Genomic DNA, 17,070 nt, shown 5'->3' on the forward strand with positions numbered 1-17,070 from the left:
AGCTACCCCTACCACTCGCCACTCACCGAGCCTGAACCCATTCCAGATTAAACCTCGCCAGGACGATCTGCCCGAAGGCAAAGCCGCCGAACTCTTTCTTCTCGCCCTTGCCATAGAGACACAGGATGGTCCCATCCGGCGTGACGGCGACATCGCTGTAGCCACTGAAACCGGGCTCGATGGCGCGACTGGCGGTCCAGGTCTTGCCTTCGTCTTCGCTGAGCTTCACGGTCACGTTTTTGCGGTCGCGATTCTTGCCTTCCTGCTCCTTGCCGTCTTCGCGGGCCAGGTTGTCGGGGTTGGTGAACAGGATCCGGTTTTTGTCCGCTCCATTCACACCTGCCAGTGAATAGCGGACGATGCCGCCCATGCAGATGGGTTCCAGCAGTGTTTCATCGAACCTCGGAGTGCTCCATCCCGTGGCCCCGTCCTTGCTTACCGTCACGAGGCGGCGGTGTTTCCTGGACTCACTGCGCACGTTCAGCATCACGCTGCCATCGGCCAGTTCCACGGCCACCGTTTCGTTGGGATTGATCCACTCCTCGGTACAAGGCACGGCAATCTCACCCGCCTTCCAGGTCTTGCCCTGGTCATCGCTGTAAATGGTGGAGGTCACGGAGGGCCGGTGCGCATTTCCGCCCGTACCGGTGGAGAGCCACACCGGCACTACCAGCCGGCCCGTCTTGAGCTGAATGCTGTGGTTCGGCCCCGTGGCCAGCACCTTCCAAGGGTAGTCCTTCTTGAAGGACTCAAAGGTGGCAGTGATCTCCACAGGAGTGCTCCAGGTGACGCCATCATCCTTGCTCTGTTGGTAGAAGCAGCGCATGTACTCCAGACAAAAAACCATGTGCACCGTGCCGTCCTTGTCCGCGATGAGTACCGGGTTGTTGTAGGTCACGTCATTGGGGTTCACGCCTTTGATTTGCAGGGCAAACTCATTCTTGGTCTTGGGGCCTGGCACATTGGCGATGCTTTTGGCCTCGCCAAACGTCTTGCCTCCATCCGTAGAGCGACGCAGCACAATGTCGATCTGGTCCCAGTCTCCGCCCTTCTTGCGCGCCTCACACCATGCCAGGACCGCCCCTTTGGCGGTGACCAGGATACCGGGAATGTGCACCAGCTTGTAGGTGGGATTGAGCTTGGTGCTGAAGATCTCATCCTTCTCAAGGAAGGGTTCGGCAGCAGGACAGGCAACACTGCCGAGGAGGGCAGCGGTCAGGAGGGCGTAGGCGAGGGGCATGATGAAGAGGGAGGCGTGGGGTTTGATAAAAGCGGGCACGATCTCGATACCCGGATGAATGAGAGGCAAACGGTTGTGGCTGCCAGGTCCATACTGGTTATATCATCAGACCAGTAGTGCCGCAGTGGCACCCTCATCGCCAAAATCCTCATGACAGCCCCTGCTGGCCTCGCATAGTGAGTTTCCTTTCCGCTCCCCTCACCTTTTTCATGCCAGATTCCATCCTCATCACTGGAGCCCGTGGCCGTGTCGGCCGGGCCATCCAGATGACTCTTGGCAGTAGCTGCCCTCTGCGTTTGTTTTCACGGACGGCCTCGTCTGACGGATCTGTCGAGGCGCTCGACACTCTGCTTACCGGCGATGCCCCACTGGAAGCAGACTTTCTGATCCACGCCGCCTGGAGCTGCGTCCCTGCCAATGCTGAGGAGCGCCCCGAACAGATCAAGCAGATTGACCTGCCGCTGCTGGACCGACTCATCGACCGTCTCCAGAAGGAAACCCGTCCGCCGCTGCTCCTGTTCATTTCCACCGGTGCCGTCTATGGCCTCGCGCCTGACAGGGGCAATCGGGAGGATGACACGCCGCACCCGCTCGGGGTGTATGCAAAAGGCAAGCTGGCCGCCGAGGAGCGGCTGCGGGCCTCCGGACTGCCTGTCTGCATCCTGCGCGTGGGCAACCTGTATGGCCTGCCCTCCAGCCCGGAAGACCGGCAGGGCGTGACGGCCAGACTAGTGCGCTGCGCCCTGACGAACCAGCCATTCCAGCGCTGGGGGGACGATCCGATCAAGGACTACCTCCACAGTGATGACTTCTTCAGCGCGCTGACCAGGGCCCGGGGACTACGGCTCACCGGCACCTGGAATGTCGGCAGCGGCATCGCCACCCCGCTCTCACACCTCGTCGAGCTGGTGGAAAAGCAAACAGGGCACCCCGTGCCGATCCTCAGCCAGCCCGGCCCAGCCTGGGACGTCTATGACAATCGTCTGGATGTTTCCCGCTTCACGCGCGCCACCGACTGGCAGCCGACGGTGACGCTGGCAGAGGGCGTGGCCCGAGAGGTGGCGGCCCTGCGAGAACTCTGATCCCCGTTCCGTCTCACAAGCCTGTGGGGTGATCGATGAACTCCCACGGCAAACCGAACCGGGTGCTCAGATGCGCGGCGAGAGCCTTCACGCCGAAGGTCTCTGTGGCGTAGTGCCCACCGTAGAGCAGATTTACCCCCAGTTCTTCCGCCAGCGTGTAGCTCCAGTGGGGGCCTTCTCCCGTGATGAAGGTGTCGATCCCCTGCTCCTTCATCGTCGCCACTGCATCCCCCGCACCACCGGTGACGATCCCGATCTGGCGAATCTCCTCCGGACCTCCCCAACACACGTGCACCTTGGCACCCGTGGCCTTTTCCAATCGCGCGCTCAGATCCTCACGGGAAACCCCGGCCGTCACCTCGCCTCGCACCCCAATAGGAAAGCCCTTGTACGGGAAGAAGGGGGTCCACTCCACGCCTTGCAGTTCCAGTGCGCGGGCCAGTTGAATGCCGTTCCCAAGGTCCAAATGCCCGTCCAGCGGCAGGTGGGCGCTGTAGATGGCGAGATCGTTCTCCCCGCAGACCCGGAGCTTCTGATAATGCGGCCCCACCAAGGGCTGCAGGCCGCTCCAGAAGATGCCGTGGTGCACCAGCAGGAGGTCGCAACCCCGCTGGGCGGCCAGCTTGACCACCGGCAGATGAGCATCCACGGCCGCCGCGATCTTGGAAACGTCCCCCGAAAAGTTCTCCAGCTGCAACCCGTTCAGCGCGTTGCCGTAGTCGGGAACGGTGGCGGTTTGCAACAGGTCATTCACATAGGCGACGAGGTCCGCAAGCTTCATGTGCGGCCACTTATGCACCCTTCCGCGCTTGCGCCAAGTGCCAAGTCCGCTACTCTGCCCGCCCTATGTTGCGCGCCGGTATCGTTGGTCTTCCGAATGTTGGCAAATCCACCCTTTTCAATGCGGTCACCCGCACGCGGAAGGCGGAGGCGGCCAACTACCCCTTTTGCACCATTGAGCCGAACCAGGGCGTGGTGGTGGTGCCGGACGAGCGTCTGGAAGCGCTCAGCAAGATCAGCGGCTCTCAGAAACTGATCCCCGCCGCCATCGAGTTCGTGGACATCGCTGGCCTCGTGAAAGGCGCGAGCCAGGGAGAAGGGCTCGGCAACCAGTTCCTCAGCCATATCCGCGAAGTGGACGCCATCGTACACGTAGTGCGCTGCTTTGAGAGCTCCGACATTCACCATGTGGACGGCAATGTCGATCCTGTCCGTGACATCGAAGTCATCAACACCGAGTTGATCCTGGCCGACATGGACAGCGTGGCCAAACGCAAGAGCCGCTCGGAGAAAGATGCCAAGCGCGGCAACAAGGAAGCCCAGGCCGAATTTGCCCTGTGTGAAAAGCTCGTGCCTCACCTTGATGCTGGCAAACCGGCCGTGACCCTCGAACTCGGCGATGAAGAGGCCAAGCTGCTCAAGAGCTTCTTCCTCCTCAGCGGCAAGCCCTGCATCTACGCCTGCAACGTCTCCGAGAGCGAACTGGCCGCGGCGAGCAATGAACCCGACAAGCACCCGCTGGTGAGCAAGGTGCGGGAGTACGTGAGCCACGCTCATGCCGCCTCCGCGGTCGTGGTGAGCGCCGCGATTGAAAGCGAACTCATTGACCTTTCCGACGAGGAGGCCGCAGCCTACCTCACCGATCTGGGTGTGAAAGACAGCGGCGTGTCCCGCCTCATCAAGAGCGTGTTCAGCCTTCTGGGTCTGCAAACCTATCTGACCACCGGTGAAAAAGAAACCCGCGCCTGGACGATTGTGAAAGGCATGAAGGCCCCTCAGGCCGCCGGCGTCATCCACAGCGACTTCGAACGCGGCTTCATCGCCGCCGAAATCGTCGCCTTCACCGACCTCTCCGAACTGGGCTCCTACGCCAAATGCCGGGAAAAGGGCAAGCTGCGCATCGAAGGCAAAGAGTACGTCATGAAGGACGGCGACGTCGTCGAGTGGCGCTTCAACGTATAAGACTGAGGCCTTGTGCATCCCGCCACGACTCTCAAAAGGCCGGGCGGGGTGGTTTCCAGATCATCCGTCTCCCAGCAACCGGTCCACGCGATCGGCAAGCACTAGAAACTGCGCAGCCCATCCGCTACTGAGGCTGAGTTCCTGCAAGGGCCCCGTGGGTGCAAAGAGCACCCGCAGAAGATGCCGGATGTCGTCTGGCAGTTGACCCGCCTCGAGCGGTGTCAGGATAGCCTCCATCTCAGCCAGCGCCTCCGTGACGTCTTCCCATGAGCACCAGGCAAAGTCATTGCCAGGTTGGGCCACCCACCAGCATGCTTCCCGGAAAGTGGTGGCCAACTCTGCCAATGCCGGATCGTGCTGGGTCATGAGGAACTTGAGGGACCGTGGGTTCCCTCCTCAACATCCACCTCCATCACTGCGGGGGCCGGGGCTTCCAGGAAGCGCATCTGTTTCTCGACCCGAGGCAGGTAGATGTTGACCTTGGTCCCCTCCCCTTCCCGGCTCTCCAGCTCGATCTCGCCGCCGTGTTCGCGAATGATGCGGCGCACAATGAGCAGGCCCAGGCCGGTGCCCGTCTTTCGAGTTGTGAAGAAGGGCTGGAAGAGATTGCTCAGGTTCTCACCCGAGATCCCCTTGCCCGTGTCGGCAAAGGTCAGACGCACCTCAAAGTCCGTGAAGGTGCTGATGATGGTGAGACGCCCGCCCTCCCCCATCGCCTGCATGCTGTTGCGGATGAGATTGTAAAATGCCTGCTTCATCTGGTTCGCATCCAGCGGCATCAGCGGCAGGCTCCGCGTGAGGTCCAGCCGGACTTCCACCTTGTGCTGCTTGAGCTCGGGTGCGAGGAATTTCACTGCCTCCTCAATCAGCTCGTTCAACTGCACGCGCTGCAACTGCGGATGCGTGGGACGAATGGCGGCGAGGAACTGGCCGATGATGAAGTCGAGCCGTTTGATCTCGCCCTGGGCCACCTCCACCATCTCCCGCAGGCGCCCCGCCTCGGCAGCCTTCAGCTTGCGGAGACGACGGTCCAGCAGTTGCAGATGGATGGTGAGTGAGTTGAGCGGATTGCCCAGCTCATGCGCCACGCCAGCCGCCAGCATCGTGAGGGCGGAGATGCGCTCGCTCTCGATCTTCTCCTCCGTCAGCTTGCGCGTTTGGGTGATGTCGCGGATCAGCATCACGAAGCCCATGTCCTCGTGCTCATCAATGGCTGTGACGTAGAAGTTGAGATAGCGGTTCTCGGGATAGAAAACCTCCAGGTCCCGGCTCACGGAGCCGCCGGACTTCGCCAGCAGCTCCCAGTCAAAGCCACGGATGCCTTCCGCGAGACTGCGGCCCACGATGACTTCGTGATCAAACCCGAAGAAGCCGCACGCGGCCCGGTTCACATAGGTCACCACCCCCTCGCCATCCAGCAGGATCACCCCCTCCTGCAGCGCCTCGAAGACTTTTTCAAAGAACCCCTTCTCCTGCACCAGGCGCAACAGGTAGCGCTGCACATCCGCCGGTTCCAGGCGGTCCATGCGTTTGACAATCTTGTCGAAAAAGCTCGATTTCATCCTTGCGGGCTGGGCAACGGGTGGCCGTGGGAGGGCGGCGAAGATCCTTCTGGAATCCTGTCAGTGAACCGCCCTCATGTCTCCCGTTTTTTTACCTTTCACCTTGGCGGGAAGGCCAGTTTCACACCACCATGCCCCCCATGCCCGAGAAATCGCCAGCCGCCCTGCTCGTCTTTTGCACGTTTCCTGATGAGAAGGTGGCCCGCAGCGTCGCCACCACCCTTGTGGAGGAGCATCTCGTGGCATGCGTGAATCTCAATCCTGCCCTGACCTCCATCTACCGATGGGAAGGCAAGGTGGATGCCGCGGGCGAAGTGCTGGCGCTGATGAAGACCACCCCAGCCACCTACGATGCACTGGAAGCACGCCTCCAGACACTGCACCCCTACGAGGTGCCCGAGATCCTGGCGGTGCCGGTGACGCGAGGCCTGCCCGGTTACTTGCGCTGGGTGGAGGAGTCTGTCCGCGGTCAATAGAACGAATCCCTGTCACGCCTCACGCCCAGTTATGCACCACGTCTTGCTCTTCATTCTCTCCGGGGTCGCTGCCGTGGGCTGCGGCCTGATGGCGGGCCTTTTCTTCGCCTTTTCCCACTTCATCATGCAGGCGCTGGCCAGCCGACCTGCGGCGGAGGGCATGGCGGCCATGCAGGCGATCAACGTCAAGATCCTCACCCCGTGGTTCCTGCTGCTTTTCCTGGGCACCAGCGCGCTCTGCGCCACCATCCTCATCCTCGTGATGACCACCTCCCCGGGCAGCGGGGGTCCCTGGTTGGTACGTGGCGCTGTCTGCTATCTGGTGGGCAGTCTGGTCATCACGATGGCATACAACGTACCGCTCAACAACCGCCTCGCCGCAGCCGATCCCAACAGCCGGACGGGTCAGGAGTTCTGGCAGTACTACCTGCGGGTGTGGACGATGTGGAACCACCTCCGCAGCCTCTCCACGGCCGCCGGTCTCGTCGCGTTCATCGTAGGCTTGTGCAAGATAGGGTATCCAAGCTGATAGAAGGGCCCCAAGACTCGTGGACCACGGGCAATGGCCGTCTGCAAGTCTCCCCCCTCAGAATCTGTACTTAAGGGCGCATGCGCTGGTCACTCCTCTTCCTCGCCTCTGGTGGCCTGTTGACCTTTCTGCCTGCGGCGGAGGATCCGTATGAGCATTACGTCCGCACCTCGGAAGACTTCCGCCCGGTGAAACAGGATGCCGCGTGGGCACGAAAAGCCTGGCCGGGGTGGATCTACATGCCGTGGACCTACCAGTGGACCCCAGGGTATGATGCTGCCTCCGGGAAATGGGCGCGGGACCACGGCTACAACGGGGCTTTCATCGATCACGACCACATCGGCACCGCCCAGTCCAAGACTGGCAGGCTGGACTGGATCAACCAGCATGGCCTGCGCTTCTACGTGGATCACGTGGCGGGCAAAGGGGTGCTGCATCTGTGGGATGGTGACAAGGTCAAGCCCCACCTCAACGAGGTCCACGGCACCGGCTTGCGTCCCGCACCGCTCAACGCTGCCACCTTCGCGAAGCTGCAAGCCCTCATGCAGAGAAACATCGCGGCTTCTGCCACCTCCCCCATGCGGGCGGCCTATGCTCTGGATGATGAGCCTTCCTGGGGGCACTTCGTCCACCCCACCATGTGGCAGGTGACGGATGATGCGACAGCCTATCCCCGCTGGCTGGCCACCGTTTACGGTGCCGGTCACGTGCCAAAAAGGGAGCGCTGGATCAGCTATGAGGAGCTGCGCCCAAAGCTTGCAGAGTGGACCGTGGCAGACTTCGACGCCAGTCCGCTCATGGATCAGTGGACCTTCAATGATGCCCAGTGGTGCAACTACATTGGCCGGCTGGTGGAACATGCCAACACACTGGACCCCGCCACGCCTTGTGGTCTGGTGGGCGGCCAGGCCCCCAGTGCCTTTGGCGGCTATGACTATGCCCGTCTCATGCGCAAGGTGCAGTTCATCGAGAGCTACAATCTGGGCTCCTCACAGGCCGTCATCCGGTCGTTCAATCCTCAAGGAGCCCTTCCTGCGGTGACCACGCACTTTCACAAGAACGTGGACGATACCATCTGGCAGACGTGGTACTACCTCGCCCACGGCAACCGAGGGCACATCGGCTGGGTGGAGGGATGGTTCGATGGTGCAACTCCTGAGGACTGGCATGCAAAGGTGGCCCCGGCCCTTCTCGAGGCGGGTGACAAGCTTGGACCATTGATGGCCGGGGCACAATGGCAGCATGACGGGGTGGCGATTTACTACAGCCACGCCAGCATTCAGCTCGGCTGGATCCTCGATGCCGAAGCCCATCGCAAAACGTGGGTCAATCGCAATGCCGATGAGCGGCTCGCAAGCGCCGCCCATGTCCGACGCGCCTGGGAAAACATGCTGCGTGACAGTGGGCTGCAGTACAACTTCCTCAGCTATGTGGATGTGATTCAGAAAGGCGTGCCCGATGAATATCGCGTGCTCATCCTGCCCGCTTGCCTGTGTTTGTCCGACACTGAGATACGCGTCATCGGGGCGTTCTGCCAGCGTGGCGGCACCGTGATCGCCGACTATCTGCCCGGCGTGTGGGACCAGCATGGCAAAGGCCGCGCTGGAGGGGGTGGTCTGGACGGATTATTTGGCGTGAAACACGATCCGAAGATGCGTCAGGCAGACCTGTTTGGAGGCACCCTCTGGGTGGAAGTGGATCAAGATGCCAACTACTCCTGGAAGACTTATCGAGAATTCCTGACCAACAAAAACACTTGCCTCCTGGACAGCAGCGGATTTCACAAAGCCGTGCGCGCCCAGCCGACGGATCAAGTCCAGGCGCAAGGCAAAGGTCGGGCGGTGCTGATGAACATCTCTCCGCAGTGGTACAATGCCTACCGGGAGGCCGGGTTTGACGCGGCCAGAAAGCGCGAGGTCTTCATGCGTCATGTGGTGGATGCCGGGGTGACTCCCTGGGTGCGACTCGCCGATGCTGGAGAGCGGGAACACGGCTATGAAATCACCTACTGGAAACTGCCTACAGGGCGGACACTGCTGTACTTATGCCTGAATCCAGAAATCCGGGGCACTTCGCTGGGAGGGGGCAATTCCGTAGGACTCAAATCATCAACGCTCCCTGCAAAGCTCCGCTTCAGCAGACCGGTGCAGCAGTTGCGGAACGAGCGCTCCGGTCAAAAGTTGGGGGACGGAAGCGAGTTCGTGTTGGAGTGGAAGCAGCATGAGGCTGTGGTCCTATCCTTTACCGAAGCCAGCTCACCTTGAGAAACTGGCGCGGGCAATAAACGTCCTACTTATGCCTCACGCCCGTACCAGAAGGAATGCCCGTTGCCCTTCCCCGTTGCTTTGCCGGGTTCATGAGGCATCTTTCCTCCGACCGCCCCCGATGAAAAAGCCTCTCTTTGCCTTGCTCGTCCTGGCCGCCGGTTCCGGCATGCTCTGGTCTCAATCCCTGCCGCCCCCTGTGGCGATACCCGTGGTGGAGCTGCCCAAGGCCCCGGAACCGATCGAGCCCATTTTGCGTCTGCAGATCTTCCTGGACACCCACTTGTTTGGGCCCGGCAAAGTGGATGGCCGCCCCGGTGAGTTCACCACCAAGGCCCTTAGGCGCTATCAACAGTCTCACGGTCTGGCGGAGACAGAGGTGGAAAACCACACGCTGGATGTTTCCAGCGTCACCCAGCTCTACACCACCTATACGATCCGGGAAGAAGACCTCCGTTTTGTCGGTGACCTTCCCAGTTCCCCTGCCGCCCAGAGCCGCAAGAAGTATCTGCCATATGACTCGCTGCTGGAGTTTCTGACCGAGCGCTTTCATTGCTCGCCGGATCTGCTCGAATTCATCAACCAGCCTCTCAAGATGAGCAGGCTCAAGCCGGGAGACGTGGTGAAGGTCCCGAACGTGGAGCCGTTCCTCATCGAGCAACTGGAGCCCATCCCCAGCCTGCCAGAAGTGCCGGAATTTCTGAATCGGGTGATTCGCATCGACACTCGCGAAAAACTTCTGGGCGTGTATGAAGGAGACAAGCTGCTCGCCAGCGTGCCGATCACGACTGGCAGCGGATACCTTGCCACCCCTCCCGGCACCTGGAAGATCGTCGGCATCACGCAACTACCCACCTTCCGCTGGGACAAGGGGGTGCTGGAATACGGGGTGCGCACCAGCAACTACTACGAACTGCCCATCGGCCCCAACAATCCGGTGGGAGTGATGTGGATAGGCCTGAATCGTGCCGGCATCGGTGTGCACGGTACGAACCAGCCTCAAACCATCGGCCGCAGCGCCAGCCATGGCTGCATGCGCACCGCGAACTGGGATGTGGTGCGACTGGTGAAGCTGATCACGAAGGGCATGACCGTCATCATCGAAGGGCCGGCCCCCATCCCGCGGCCTGCCTACGAAAAGCCATCCCTTCCTCCCGCACCACTCCCGCCCGCCGAGCCTCCCAAACGCCGGTTCAAGTGGTTCTGGCAGAAGTAGGGGCACGCAAGCCCTTGGGGCATGATGCTTATCCTCTATCTTCATGGCTTAAGTTTTGCCCATAGAAGCTTGCCGGGATTTGTTCCAGGTCTTATGAATTCTTCATGAGCGCCTGCCTTGAGCCTCTCTGCCAAATCGCCCGCTCCTCTGGAGCGGTTCTAAGTCTGCTTGTGGTGCTGGGGGGCAGCAGCTGTTCCCCTCTGACGTACAAACAGGCCGCCACGCCTCCGCCACACGCTTTCATCAGCCATCGTGCGCCTCCCGATGGGAACACGAAACTGAAACTGGGCGTGAAGGACCTCATCGATATGAAGGGCGAGGTCACCACGGCCGGATCCGAGCGATATTACAAGCAGGGCAGGCCGGCGGCACAGGACGCGGAATGCCTGCGCCTCATCCGCAAACGCAATGATGTGGTGATCGTCGGCAAGACCAACCTCAGCGAGTTCGCGGTGGGCGTTTCCGGATCCAATGATTATTTCGGCACCCCGGTCAATCCGGTGGACAAGACTCGCGTCCCGGGCGGGTCTTCCAGCGGCTCCGCTTCCGCGGTGGGACTGGGCCTGGCCGATGTGGCGCTGGGTACGGACACGGCAGGGTCCATCCGTGTGCCCGCCGCCTGTTGCGGCGTGGCGGGGTTGAAGACGACCTTCGGGGCCATTTCCACCAAGGGCGTGTACCCTATTTCCCCCAACTACCTCGACACCGTGGGCCCCATCGCGCGGGATGTCAACGGCCTGGTCACGGGCATGGGATTGCTGGAGGAAGGGTTTGCCTCAAGATACGCGAAGGTCAAAGCTGCAAAACCAACAGCCGCTGTCGTCCGTATCGGACGGTTGAAGGTCCCCGGCACTGACCCGGCCATTGATCGCGCCATCGACGCCCGTCTGGCCGCCCGCGGCTTTCAGGTGGTGCCCATGGACAAAGACTTCCTCAACCAGTGGCTGAAGGCCCAGGAAAATGGAGGCCTCGTCGCCGCCGCAGCTTCATGGTATAACAACCAGAAGATCGAGAACGATGAGGGCATCGAGAACCGCGCCCGGAAGGCCTTCTTTGTGGGTGACATCATCTTCTCCCGCCGCTATAAGGACGAGGCCAAACGTCAGGCCGCCATCGCCGAGCGCGACCAGTTCGTGGCCCTCCTGAACCAGAAGTTCACCGAGGTGGATGCCATCGTGCTGCCTGTGATCCGCAAACCACCTCTGAAGCTAAACTGGTTTTTCACCGGCCTCTTCGAAGCCAAGTTCATGAAGATCCAGTGCACCATGGCCCCGAGTTATGCAGGCGTGCCCGCCCTGGCTGTGCCCGTGCCCATGGAAGGCTCCAGCTTCCCGGTGACGAGCATGCAGATTGTTGGGCCGGCACACAGTGAAGCAGCGCTGCTGAACATCGGGCGTCTCATGGAATAGCCCGGAATCGATGGGTTGATCATCCGCAACAACACCATCCGGCACGGGGGCTGGTTCTGCACCGCCCCCTGGTGATGTGGCTCATCCACTGTAAGGATGCGGTGAAGGAGGGCAATACCGCAGAGATAACGGGTGGCATCACTCCAAGGGTGACGAAGTGACTGGCCGACAACCCCTCAAAGGCGACATGTCACCCCGCCTCCGAACCCCAAGGGTTCGATGAATGCATCCTGAACGTGGCCCCACGCAAAGTTCCATTCGCGCAGCGCGGATGAGAAAACCCGCCACACGATTCAAGGCAGGCAAAGAAGGGGTGTCTGTTGCGCGAACCTGATCGCGTCGTCCCTCTGGAGGCTAAATGTGCCCGGATCGAGATTCATAGACCCGGAAGCTCTTGTTACCGCGATGCATTCTTGGGTTTTTCCAAACTAAAGACATTCACTAGCCGGAGCTAAATCACAGCCCAATTGAGAAAAAAACAAACCGAGGTCGGGTGAATAGCCCACCGGCCTGTCCCGTCTCAGGTGCAGACACTGCGCCGCCGGCTCCAATCCGCATCCAATTGCGGTCTATGAAACTACCATGAAATTTCTGTCAGACCCCACCCCGGGATTCACGGTTTTTGCCGTGTTCATCGGCCTAATTCCTGCCCTGTCAGCGCGTGATCCTGAGCCGCCAGACATCCGCAACCTCCTTGACCTTGAGGCGTATGCGTCAGAACTCGCGCAAAAATCGCACGTCACTCCCACCCCGGATCTGGATCCATTTTTCTCGAATCTCAACTACGACGACCACCGTCGCATCCAGTTCCGCAAGGACCGTTCGCACTATGCAAATGCAGGGCCGATGGCAGTCGAGTTCTTCCATCCCGGCTGGATGTTCAAGAAGCCGGTGCATTTCTATGAGATCCAAGCCGGTCAGCCGGCCAAGGTGCCCTTCGATCCCAAAGAGTTTGACTACTTCGGCCTCAAGGTGCCGGAAGGTGTGTCCTATCCCGACGGCTACACCGGCTTCAAGATTGCGGCGGTGGACCGCGCGACGGGCAATAGACCGGAGTTCCTCGCTTTCAACGGCGCGAGCTACTTCCGCGCCGTGGGCGCAGGGCTGGGGTGGGGGCTCTCTGCCCGCGGCATCGCCATCAACACCGTGGGTGGTGCCCCCGAGGAGTTCCCAGATTTCACCCATATCTGGTTCTTCAAGCCCAAAGAGGGAGACACAACCTTCCGGTTTCTCGCCCTGCTCAACGGCCCCAGCATCACCGGGGCCTATGAATTTGAGGTGCAATACGCCGCCACGACGACCACCTCAGTGACGGCCTCGCTCTTTCTCCGCAAACCGGTGGCGCTGCTCGGTGTGGCCCCGTTTTCCAGCATGTTCTGGTTCGGGGAAAACACCCAGCCGAAACCGGAGGACTTCCGGCGGGAGGTGCACGACTCCGACGGACTCCTCTTTGAGCAGGAGGGGCAGCCCGTGGTGTGGCGACCGCTGGACAATGGCAAGCAGATGCGTCACAGCGTATTTGGCATCGATCAGCTCAAGGGCTTTGGCCTCCAGAAGCGGGACCGCGATTTCCGCAACTTCGAGGACCTGGAAGCCCGCTATCATGAGCGCACCGCCGTGTGGGTGGAGCCGCGTGAGGGATTTGGACGCGGCCGTCTGCACCTCATCGAGCTGAGCACCGGTGAGGAGACATGGGACAACGTTGTCACGTTTTGGGAGCCGGAGACTCTGCCCACCGCCACACAGCCGATGCGTATTTCCTACAACCTGCAATGGCAGGATGGGCACACCCATCCGCTGGCCCGGGTGATCGCCACCCGTTGGGGGGCGGCACCGCGCGCTCTTGATCTTCCGAATGTCTGCACGTTTGTGGTGGATTTTGCCAAGGGCTCCATCGGCGCGACGAAGGCCGGCGAGTGGGTTCCCCAATGTGGAGTGAACGTACGCGGCGGCGCTGCAAAACTGGTGGGCAGCAAGGTGCAGTCAAACCCTGAAACCAACGGCTGGCGCGTGAGCCTGAACGTGGAGATCCCGCCAGGCACCGATCTGGTGGAATTGACCTGTGACCTTCTGGATGAGGGCCGCCCCGTGTCGGAGAGGTGGGACTATCAGTGGCGGCGGTAGATGGCGCTCCCCTACCCGCTGCCGCCCTGCGCCAGACCTCAGTCGTAGCTGCGTTTGTCAAAACGGGTCGGGCCACATGCCACCCACCACGCCCACCTGACCTCACATGGCCGCTCGACCCCTCCGCACTTTCACAAGTGCAGCTACGAACTGCCCGCTGGCGCCCTGCGCCAGACCTCAGTCGTAGCTGCGTTTGTCAAAACGCGGTCAGGCCACATGCCACCCACCACGCCCACCTCACCCCACACGGTCATTCACCTCACCCCACACGGTCATTCACCTCACGCCGGCCGGTTGAGCCGGCTGTCCAGATTAAAGATTTGTCCGGAGGTGTGCAGCAGGAACCGGTCGAGGTGGGCGATGAAACAACTCACTTCCTTCGTGGTGTTGAACCTGCCCAAGGTGTGCGCCGCCAGGAAGCTCCTCTTCAAGTCCTCCCCAAGACCGGCTGTCATCCGGGTTTCCATGAACCCGGGGAGCACACAATTCACCCGAATGTTCCTCGCGCCATACTCGGCGGCAAGGCTCTGCGTCAATCCCATCAACCCCGCCTTGGCCGCCGCATAGTTGGCCTGGCCGACCGGCCCCCGCCATCCGGAGAAAGAGCCGATAAAGACGATATGGCCCCGGCGCTGGCCGCTCATGCGGTTCAATGCCGCGCGCGCTGCCCGGAAGGCACCGCTGAGGCAGGTGTCGAGAACATGATCAAAATCCATCTCCTCCATCTTCAGCATGCTCGCATCGCGACAGACCCCTGCATTGCAGACGAGGAGATCCAGCGCCTCCAGCCCGCTGACAAATGCTTCCACCGAGGTCGAGGACGTCACATCCATCTCCGTCCGTCCCGGGGCATGCACGGCGTATCCCTGCCCGGTCAGTTCAACATGAAGGGCTTGAGCGAGATCGCCCAAGCCCCCTGTAATCAGTGCCACTGGTGCATGCATGCCCACCCACTACCATCAACAGGAAGCGCTGGCTAGCCCGCCGGACTGGTGAAGAGGACGGCAGCGGTGTCGTAGCTGATGCGCACGCCCGCCACCTGAGCGAGGTAGTTGAGCACCTCGCTCAACGGCATGTTGCTCAGATTCAGGCTCACCGTCTTCTTGCCAATCTCAGGAGTCTTCAGGATGATGTTGGGGATCACCTTGTCCTGAGTGACGGCTTTGACCTTCATGCGCACCGCGAGAATGGCCTCGCTCAACTCCACATCGGCAAATTCAATTTTGTCGATGATGATCTTTTCGTAGCTTTTGCGGAGCATCACGTTGTCCTTGCCCAGTTTCTCCTCGATCTGGGCCATCATGGCGCGGGACTGCGTGTGATTGGGGTTCACTGCCAGCACTTTGGCCAGTTTTTCCCGTGCAATATCAAACTGCCCAGCATAGAAGGCGGCGCGGCCATCCTGGTAGAGCACGTGGAGGGGTTCATCCGCCGCGCGGGCGATAGACTGGCCAAGCCAGACAGTGGTGGCCACCAGAAGGGCAGCGAGCAGGGCGTTCGTTTTCATAATTGAAAAGGGGGAACAACCTTCATTGTGCCCGCAATTTTCAAAAAAGGTCAAGAGCATTCCCTTGGGATGGACAACCTCAGCAGCAGATAGGCGCGTTCAAACAAGGCATCTACGCAACCTTTGGTTTTTTTTTCGAGCGGTGCGAAGTGGAAAATTGAGGGCCGGAGGCCCGGGATCTTGCCAGCCTCGGGCAACATGATCGCCGAAGAGATGTTGAGTCTGCAGGCCCGACGCCATCAAATCTGCCCACGACAATCTTCCCTGAATGAGTCGCGCCTGTAGCCCTATGTCTATTGTTTATCAACAACCTTGGGCGTTGCCCAAACTGACATCTGGCCGGCCTTTCGGCCCTTCTGAGGCTCTGAATTTCCGCCCTCCCCCTTCAGGAATACTTCACGTCTTTGCGGGGCTCCATCTCAAACACCATCACCTGCTGGGTCTCCACCGAGCGGTGCACCACTTCGAGGAGGAACTTGTAATAGTGCGGGTCGTCCTGAAGGATGGCCAGCTTGTCCAGGCTTTCGGCCTCAATGCTGACGAACCAGTGCCAGGGGTCGGAGATCTTGATGCGCTTGCCGACATTCAGGTGCAGCACTTCCCGGATCTTGAGCAGGATGGCCCGGGTGGTCCACATCATTTCCTCCAACCGGTCCGCCGTGACGTCCGGTTTCAGAGTGAAGAGGGAGACCTGGCAAATCATAACTCCACCATTCGCGCTTGGTCCGTCACGCGGTGCTCGCACCGCACTCACGTGGAGGTCTTATCGCCCCTCCCAACGAGACTAGGAACTCCAGTCGAGAGCCTTCTTGCGCCAGGCGTACAGGAACGCCACCAGCAAGATGCCCACGAATGACAGCATCCACCAGAAGATGGCCGCGCCGAAGACGGCGACGTAGTCTTTGAAAATGACCGCCCAAGGGTACATGAAGACCACCTCAATGTCGAAAAGCACAAAGAGCATGGCCACGATGTAGAATTTCACACTGAACCGGGGCTGAGCCTCGCCCAGAGGGAGCATGCCGCACTCATAGGCGGAATCCTTCATCTTGTTCCGCTTGGCTGACTTCCCTGCAAGCACGCTGGCCAGAAGCGTCACCCCGGCAAAGCCGGCGGCCATGAGCATTTGCATCAGCACAGGGAGATAGTTCTCAAGCATGACAGGAGGGGAAGGAAGACCGCAACAAAGGGCTAAAAACGGTGCTGTAGGGTAGCGCGGAGGACCGGAACGTCAAGGAGGCATCAAAAAAGCCGCCCTGGAAAAGGGCGGCTTGGTTTTTGAAAGTTGGATTTGTGGGAACAGCGCGGACTGGTGCCGCTATTAGCGGGCGGCAGCGGCAGCGGCAGCTGCGGCTTCTGCGCGGGCCAGCGTATGAGCGCTGGATGCCATTTCAATACCTTTAAGCCCACGATAGCTCTTCAGTTTCTTCTCCACGAGGCCACGGCCCACAAGGTTCTGAAGCTTTTCATAAGAACGGAGCCGTAGCATTTCTTCGCCCCCGCTAACTGCGTTTTTTAGCTTTAGGTTCTCGTACACGAGCCCGAACAGAATGTTGAACTCATAAGTCTTGCCATCCGAGAGAACATTGACCAACTCATCAGTGACATGGTCAGGAACCCGACGTGAAAAACGTGTTTTTCTTACGGTAGCCATAGACCCGGAGTATAGCACCGCGCAAGCACGTTGGCGAGTTTTTGT

At 60.4% G+C, this 17,070-nt stretch carries 17 protein-coding genes; 8 read left to right on the top strand and 9 right to left on the bottom strand.

Annotation, left to right across the window (positions count from 1 at the left end; all coding sequences use genetic code 11):
- Positions 1–22 precede the first annotated feature (22 nt).
- Positions 23–1,240 carry a sialidase family protein gene (locus VSP_RS32030; protein ID WP_044135238.1) on the bottom strand — a complete coding sequence of 406 codons (1,218 nt, stop codon included), beginning with the start codon at positions 1,238–1,240 and terminating at the stop codon, positions 23–25.
- A gap of 209 nt (positions 1,241–1,449) precedes the next feature.
- Here VSP_RS32030 and VSP_RS32035 point away from each other — a divergent pair, with 209 nt between their 5' ends.
- The gene (locus VSP_RS32035) at positions 1,450–2,322 is read left to right on the top strand and encodes an NAD-dependent epimerase/dehydratase family protein (RefSeq protein WP_009965888.1); all 873 of its coding nucleotides are present in this window, start codon (positions 1,450–1,452) and stop codon (positions 2,320–2,322) included.
- 13 nt (positions 2,323–2,335) lie between these two features.
- On the opposite strand, the gene VSP_RS32040 is transcribed toward VSP_RS32035, so the two are convergent.
- Positions 2,336–3,103, bottom strand: a complete 768-nt coding sequence (locus VSP_RS32040) for a Nif3-like dinuclear metal center hexameric protein (RefSeq protein WP_009965889.1) — start codon at positions 3,101–3,103, stop codon at positions 2,336–2,338.
- 65 nt (positions 3,104–3,168) lie between these two features.
- On the opposite strand from VSP_RS32040, the gene ychF reads away from it, so the two are divergent.
- Positions 3,169–4,284 carry a redox-regulated ATPase YchF gene (gene ychF / locus VSP_RS32045; RefSeq protein WP_009965890.1) on the top strand — a complete coding sequence of 372 codons (1,116 nt, stop codon included), beginning with the start codon at positions 3,169–3,171 and terminating at the stop codon, positions 4,282–4,284.
- A 60-nt stretch (positions 4,285–4,344) separates the two neighbouring features.
- Here ychF and VSP_RS38465 read toward each other — a convergent pair whose 3' ends face one another.
- Both VSP_RS38465 and VSP_RS32055 read right to left on the bottom strand, forming a co-directional pair.
- Positions 4,345–4,650, bottom strand: coding sequence for a hypothetical protein (locus VSP_RS38465; RefSeq protein WP_009965892.1), 306 nt, complete (start codon positions 4,648–4,650; stop codon positions 4,345–4,347).
- The gene (locus VSP_RS32055) at positions 4,647–5,846 is read right to left on the bottom strand and encodes a two-component system sensor histidine kinase NtrB (protein WP_009965893.1); all 1,200 of its coding nucleotides are present in this window, start codon (positions 5,844–5,846) and stop codon (positions 4,647–4,649) included. The genes VSP_RS38465 and VSP_RS32055 overlap by 4 nt, the downstream gene beginning before the upstream one ends.
- A gap of 131 nt (positions 5,847–5,977) precedes the next feature.
- Here VSP_RS32055 and cutA point away from each other — a divergent pair, with 131 nt between their 5' ends.
- The 6 genes from cutA to VSP_RS38480 all read left to right on the top strand — a co-directional run bounded on the left by cutA (position 5,978) and on the right by VSP_RS38480 (position 13,864).
- Positions 5,978–6,322, top strand: a complete 345-nt coding sequence (cutA, locus tag VSP_RS32060) for a divalent-cation tolerance protein CutA (protein ID WP_044133741.1) — start codon at positions 5,978–5,980, stop codon at positions 6,320–6,322.
- Between the two features lie 31 nt (positions 6,323–6,353).
- A complete protein-coding gene (locus VSP_RS32065) occupies positions 6,354–6,851 on the top strand; it encodes an anthrone oxygenase family protein (protein WP_009965895.1) in 498 nt (165 codons plus the stop codon).
- A gap of 80 nt (positions 6,852–6,931) precedes the next feature.
- Positions 6,932–9,115 (top strand): beta-galactosidase trimerization domain-containing protein, encoded by a 2,184-nt coding sequence (locus VSP_RS38470; protein WP_009965896.1) that lies wholly within the window; start codon positions 6,932–6,934, stop codon positions 9,113–9,115.
- Positions 9,116–9,236: 121 nt separating this feature from the next.
- Positions 9,237–10,331, top strand: a complete 1,095-nt coding sequence (locus tag VSP_RS38475) for a L,D-transpeptidase family protein (protein WP_009965897.1) — start codon at positions 9,237–9,239, stop codon at positions 10,329–10,331.
- Positions 10,332–10,435: 104 nt separating this feature from the next.
- On the top strand, positions 10,436–11,740 hold the full coding sequence (locus VSP_RS32080) for an amidase (protein WP_009965898.1): 1,305 nt from the start codon (positions 10,436–10,438) through the stop codon (positions 11,738–11,740).
- Between the two features lie 582 nt (positions 11,741–12,322).
- Positions 12,323–13,864, top strand: coding sequence for a glucan biosynthesis protein (locus VSP_RS38480; RefSeq protein WP_009965900.1), 1,542 nt, complete (start codon positions 12,323–12,325; stop codon positions 13,862–13,864).
- Between the two features lie 281 nt (positions 13,865–14,145).
- On the opposite strand, the gene VSP_RS32090 is transcribed toward VSP_RS38480, so the two are convergent.
- The 5 genes from VSP_RS32090 to VSP_RS32110 form a co-directional block, all read right to left on the bottom strand.
- Positions 14,146–14,796 (bottom strand): SDR family NAD(P)-dependent oxidoreductase, encoded by a 651-nt coding sequence (locus VSP_RS32090; protein WP_232289535.1) that lies wholly within the window; start codon positions 14,794–14,796, stop codon positions 14,146–14,148.
- A gap of 44 nt (positions 14,797–14,840) precedes the next feature.
- Entirely contained in the window at positions 14,841–15,371 is a 531-nt protein-coding gene (locus VSP_RS32095) for a tetratricopeptide repeat protein (protein WP_009965903.1), read from the bottom strand.
- A 385-nt stretch (positions 15,372–15,756) separates the two neighbouring features.
- Positions 15,757–16,074, bottom strand: a complete 318-nt coding sequence (locus VSP_RS32100; RefSeq protein ID WP_009965904.1) for a Dabb family protein — start codon at positions 16,072–16,074, stop codon at positions 15,757–15,759.
- An 81-nt stretch (positions 16,075–16,155) separates the two neighbouring features.
- Entirely contained in the window at positions 16,156–16,530 is a 375-nt protein-coding gene (locus tag VSP_RS32105) for an NADH-quinone oxidoreductase subunit A (protein WP_009965905.1), read from the bottom strand.
- A gap of 162 nt (positions 16,531–16,692) precedes the next feature.
- Complete coding sequence (locus VSP_RS32110; protein ID WP_075087998.1) at positions 16,693–17,025, bottom strand: hypothetical protein; 333 nt, start codon at positions 17,023–17,025, stop codon at positions 16,693–16,695.
- Positions 17,026–17,070 lie beyond the last annotated feature (45 nt).

Origin of the sequence: Verrucomicrobium spinosum DSM 4136 = JCM 18804, from assembly GCF_000172155.1 — a bacterium.
Taxonomy (GTDB): domain Bacteria; phylum Verrucomicrobiota; class Verrucomicrobiia; order Verrucomicrobiales; family Verrucomicrobiaceae; genus Verrucomicrobium; species Verrucomicrobium spinosum.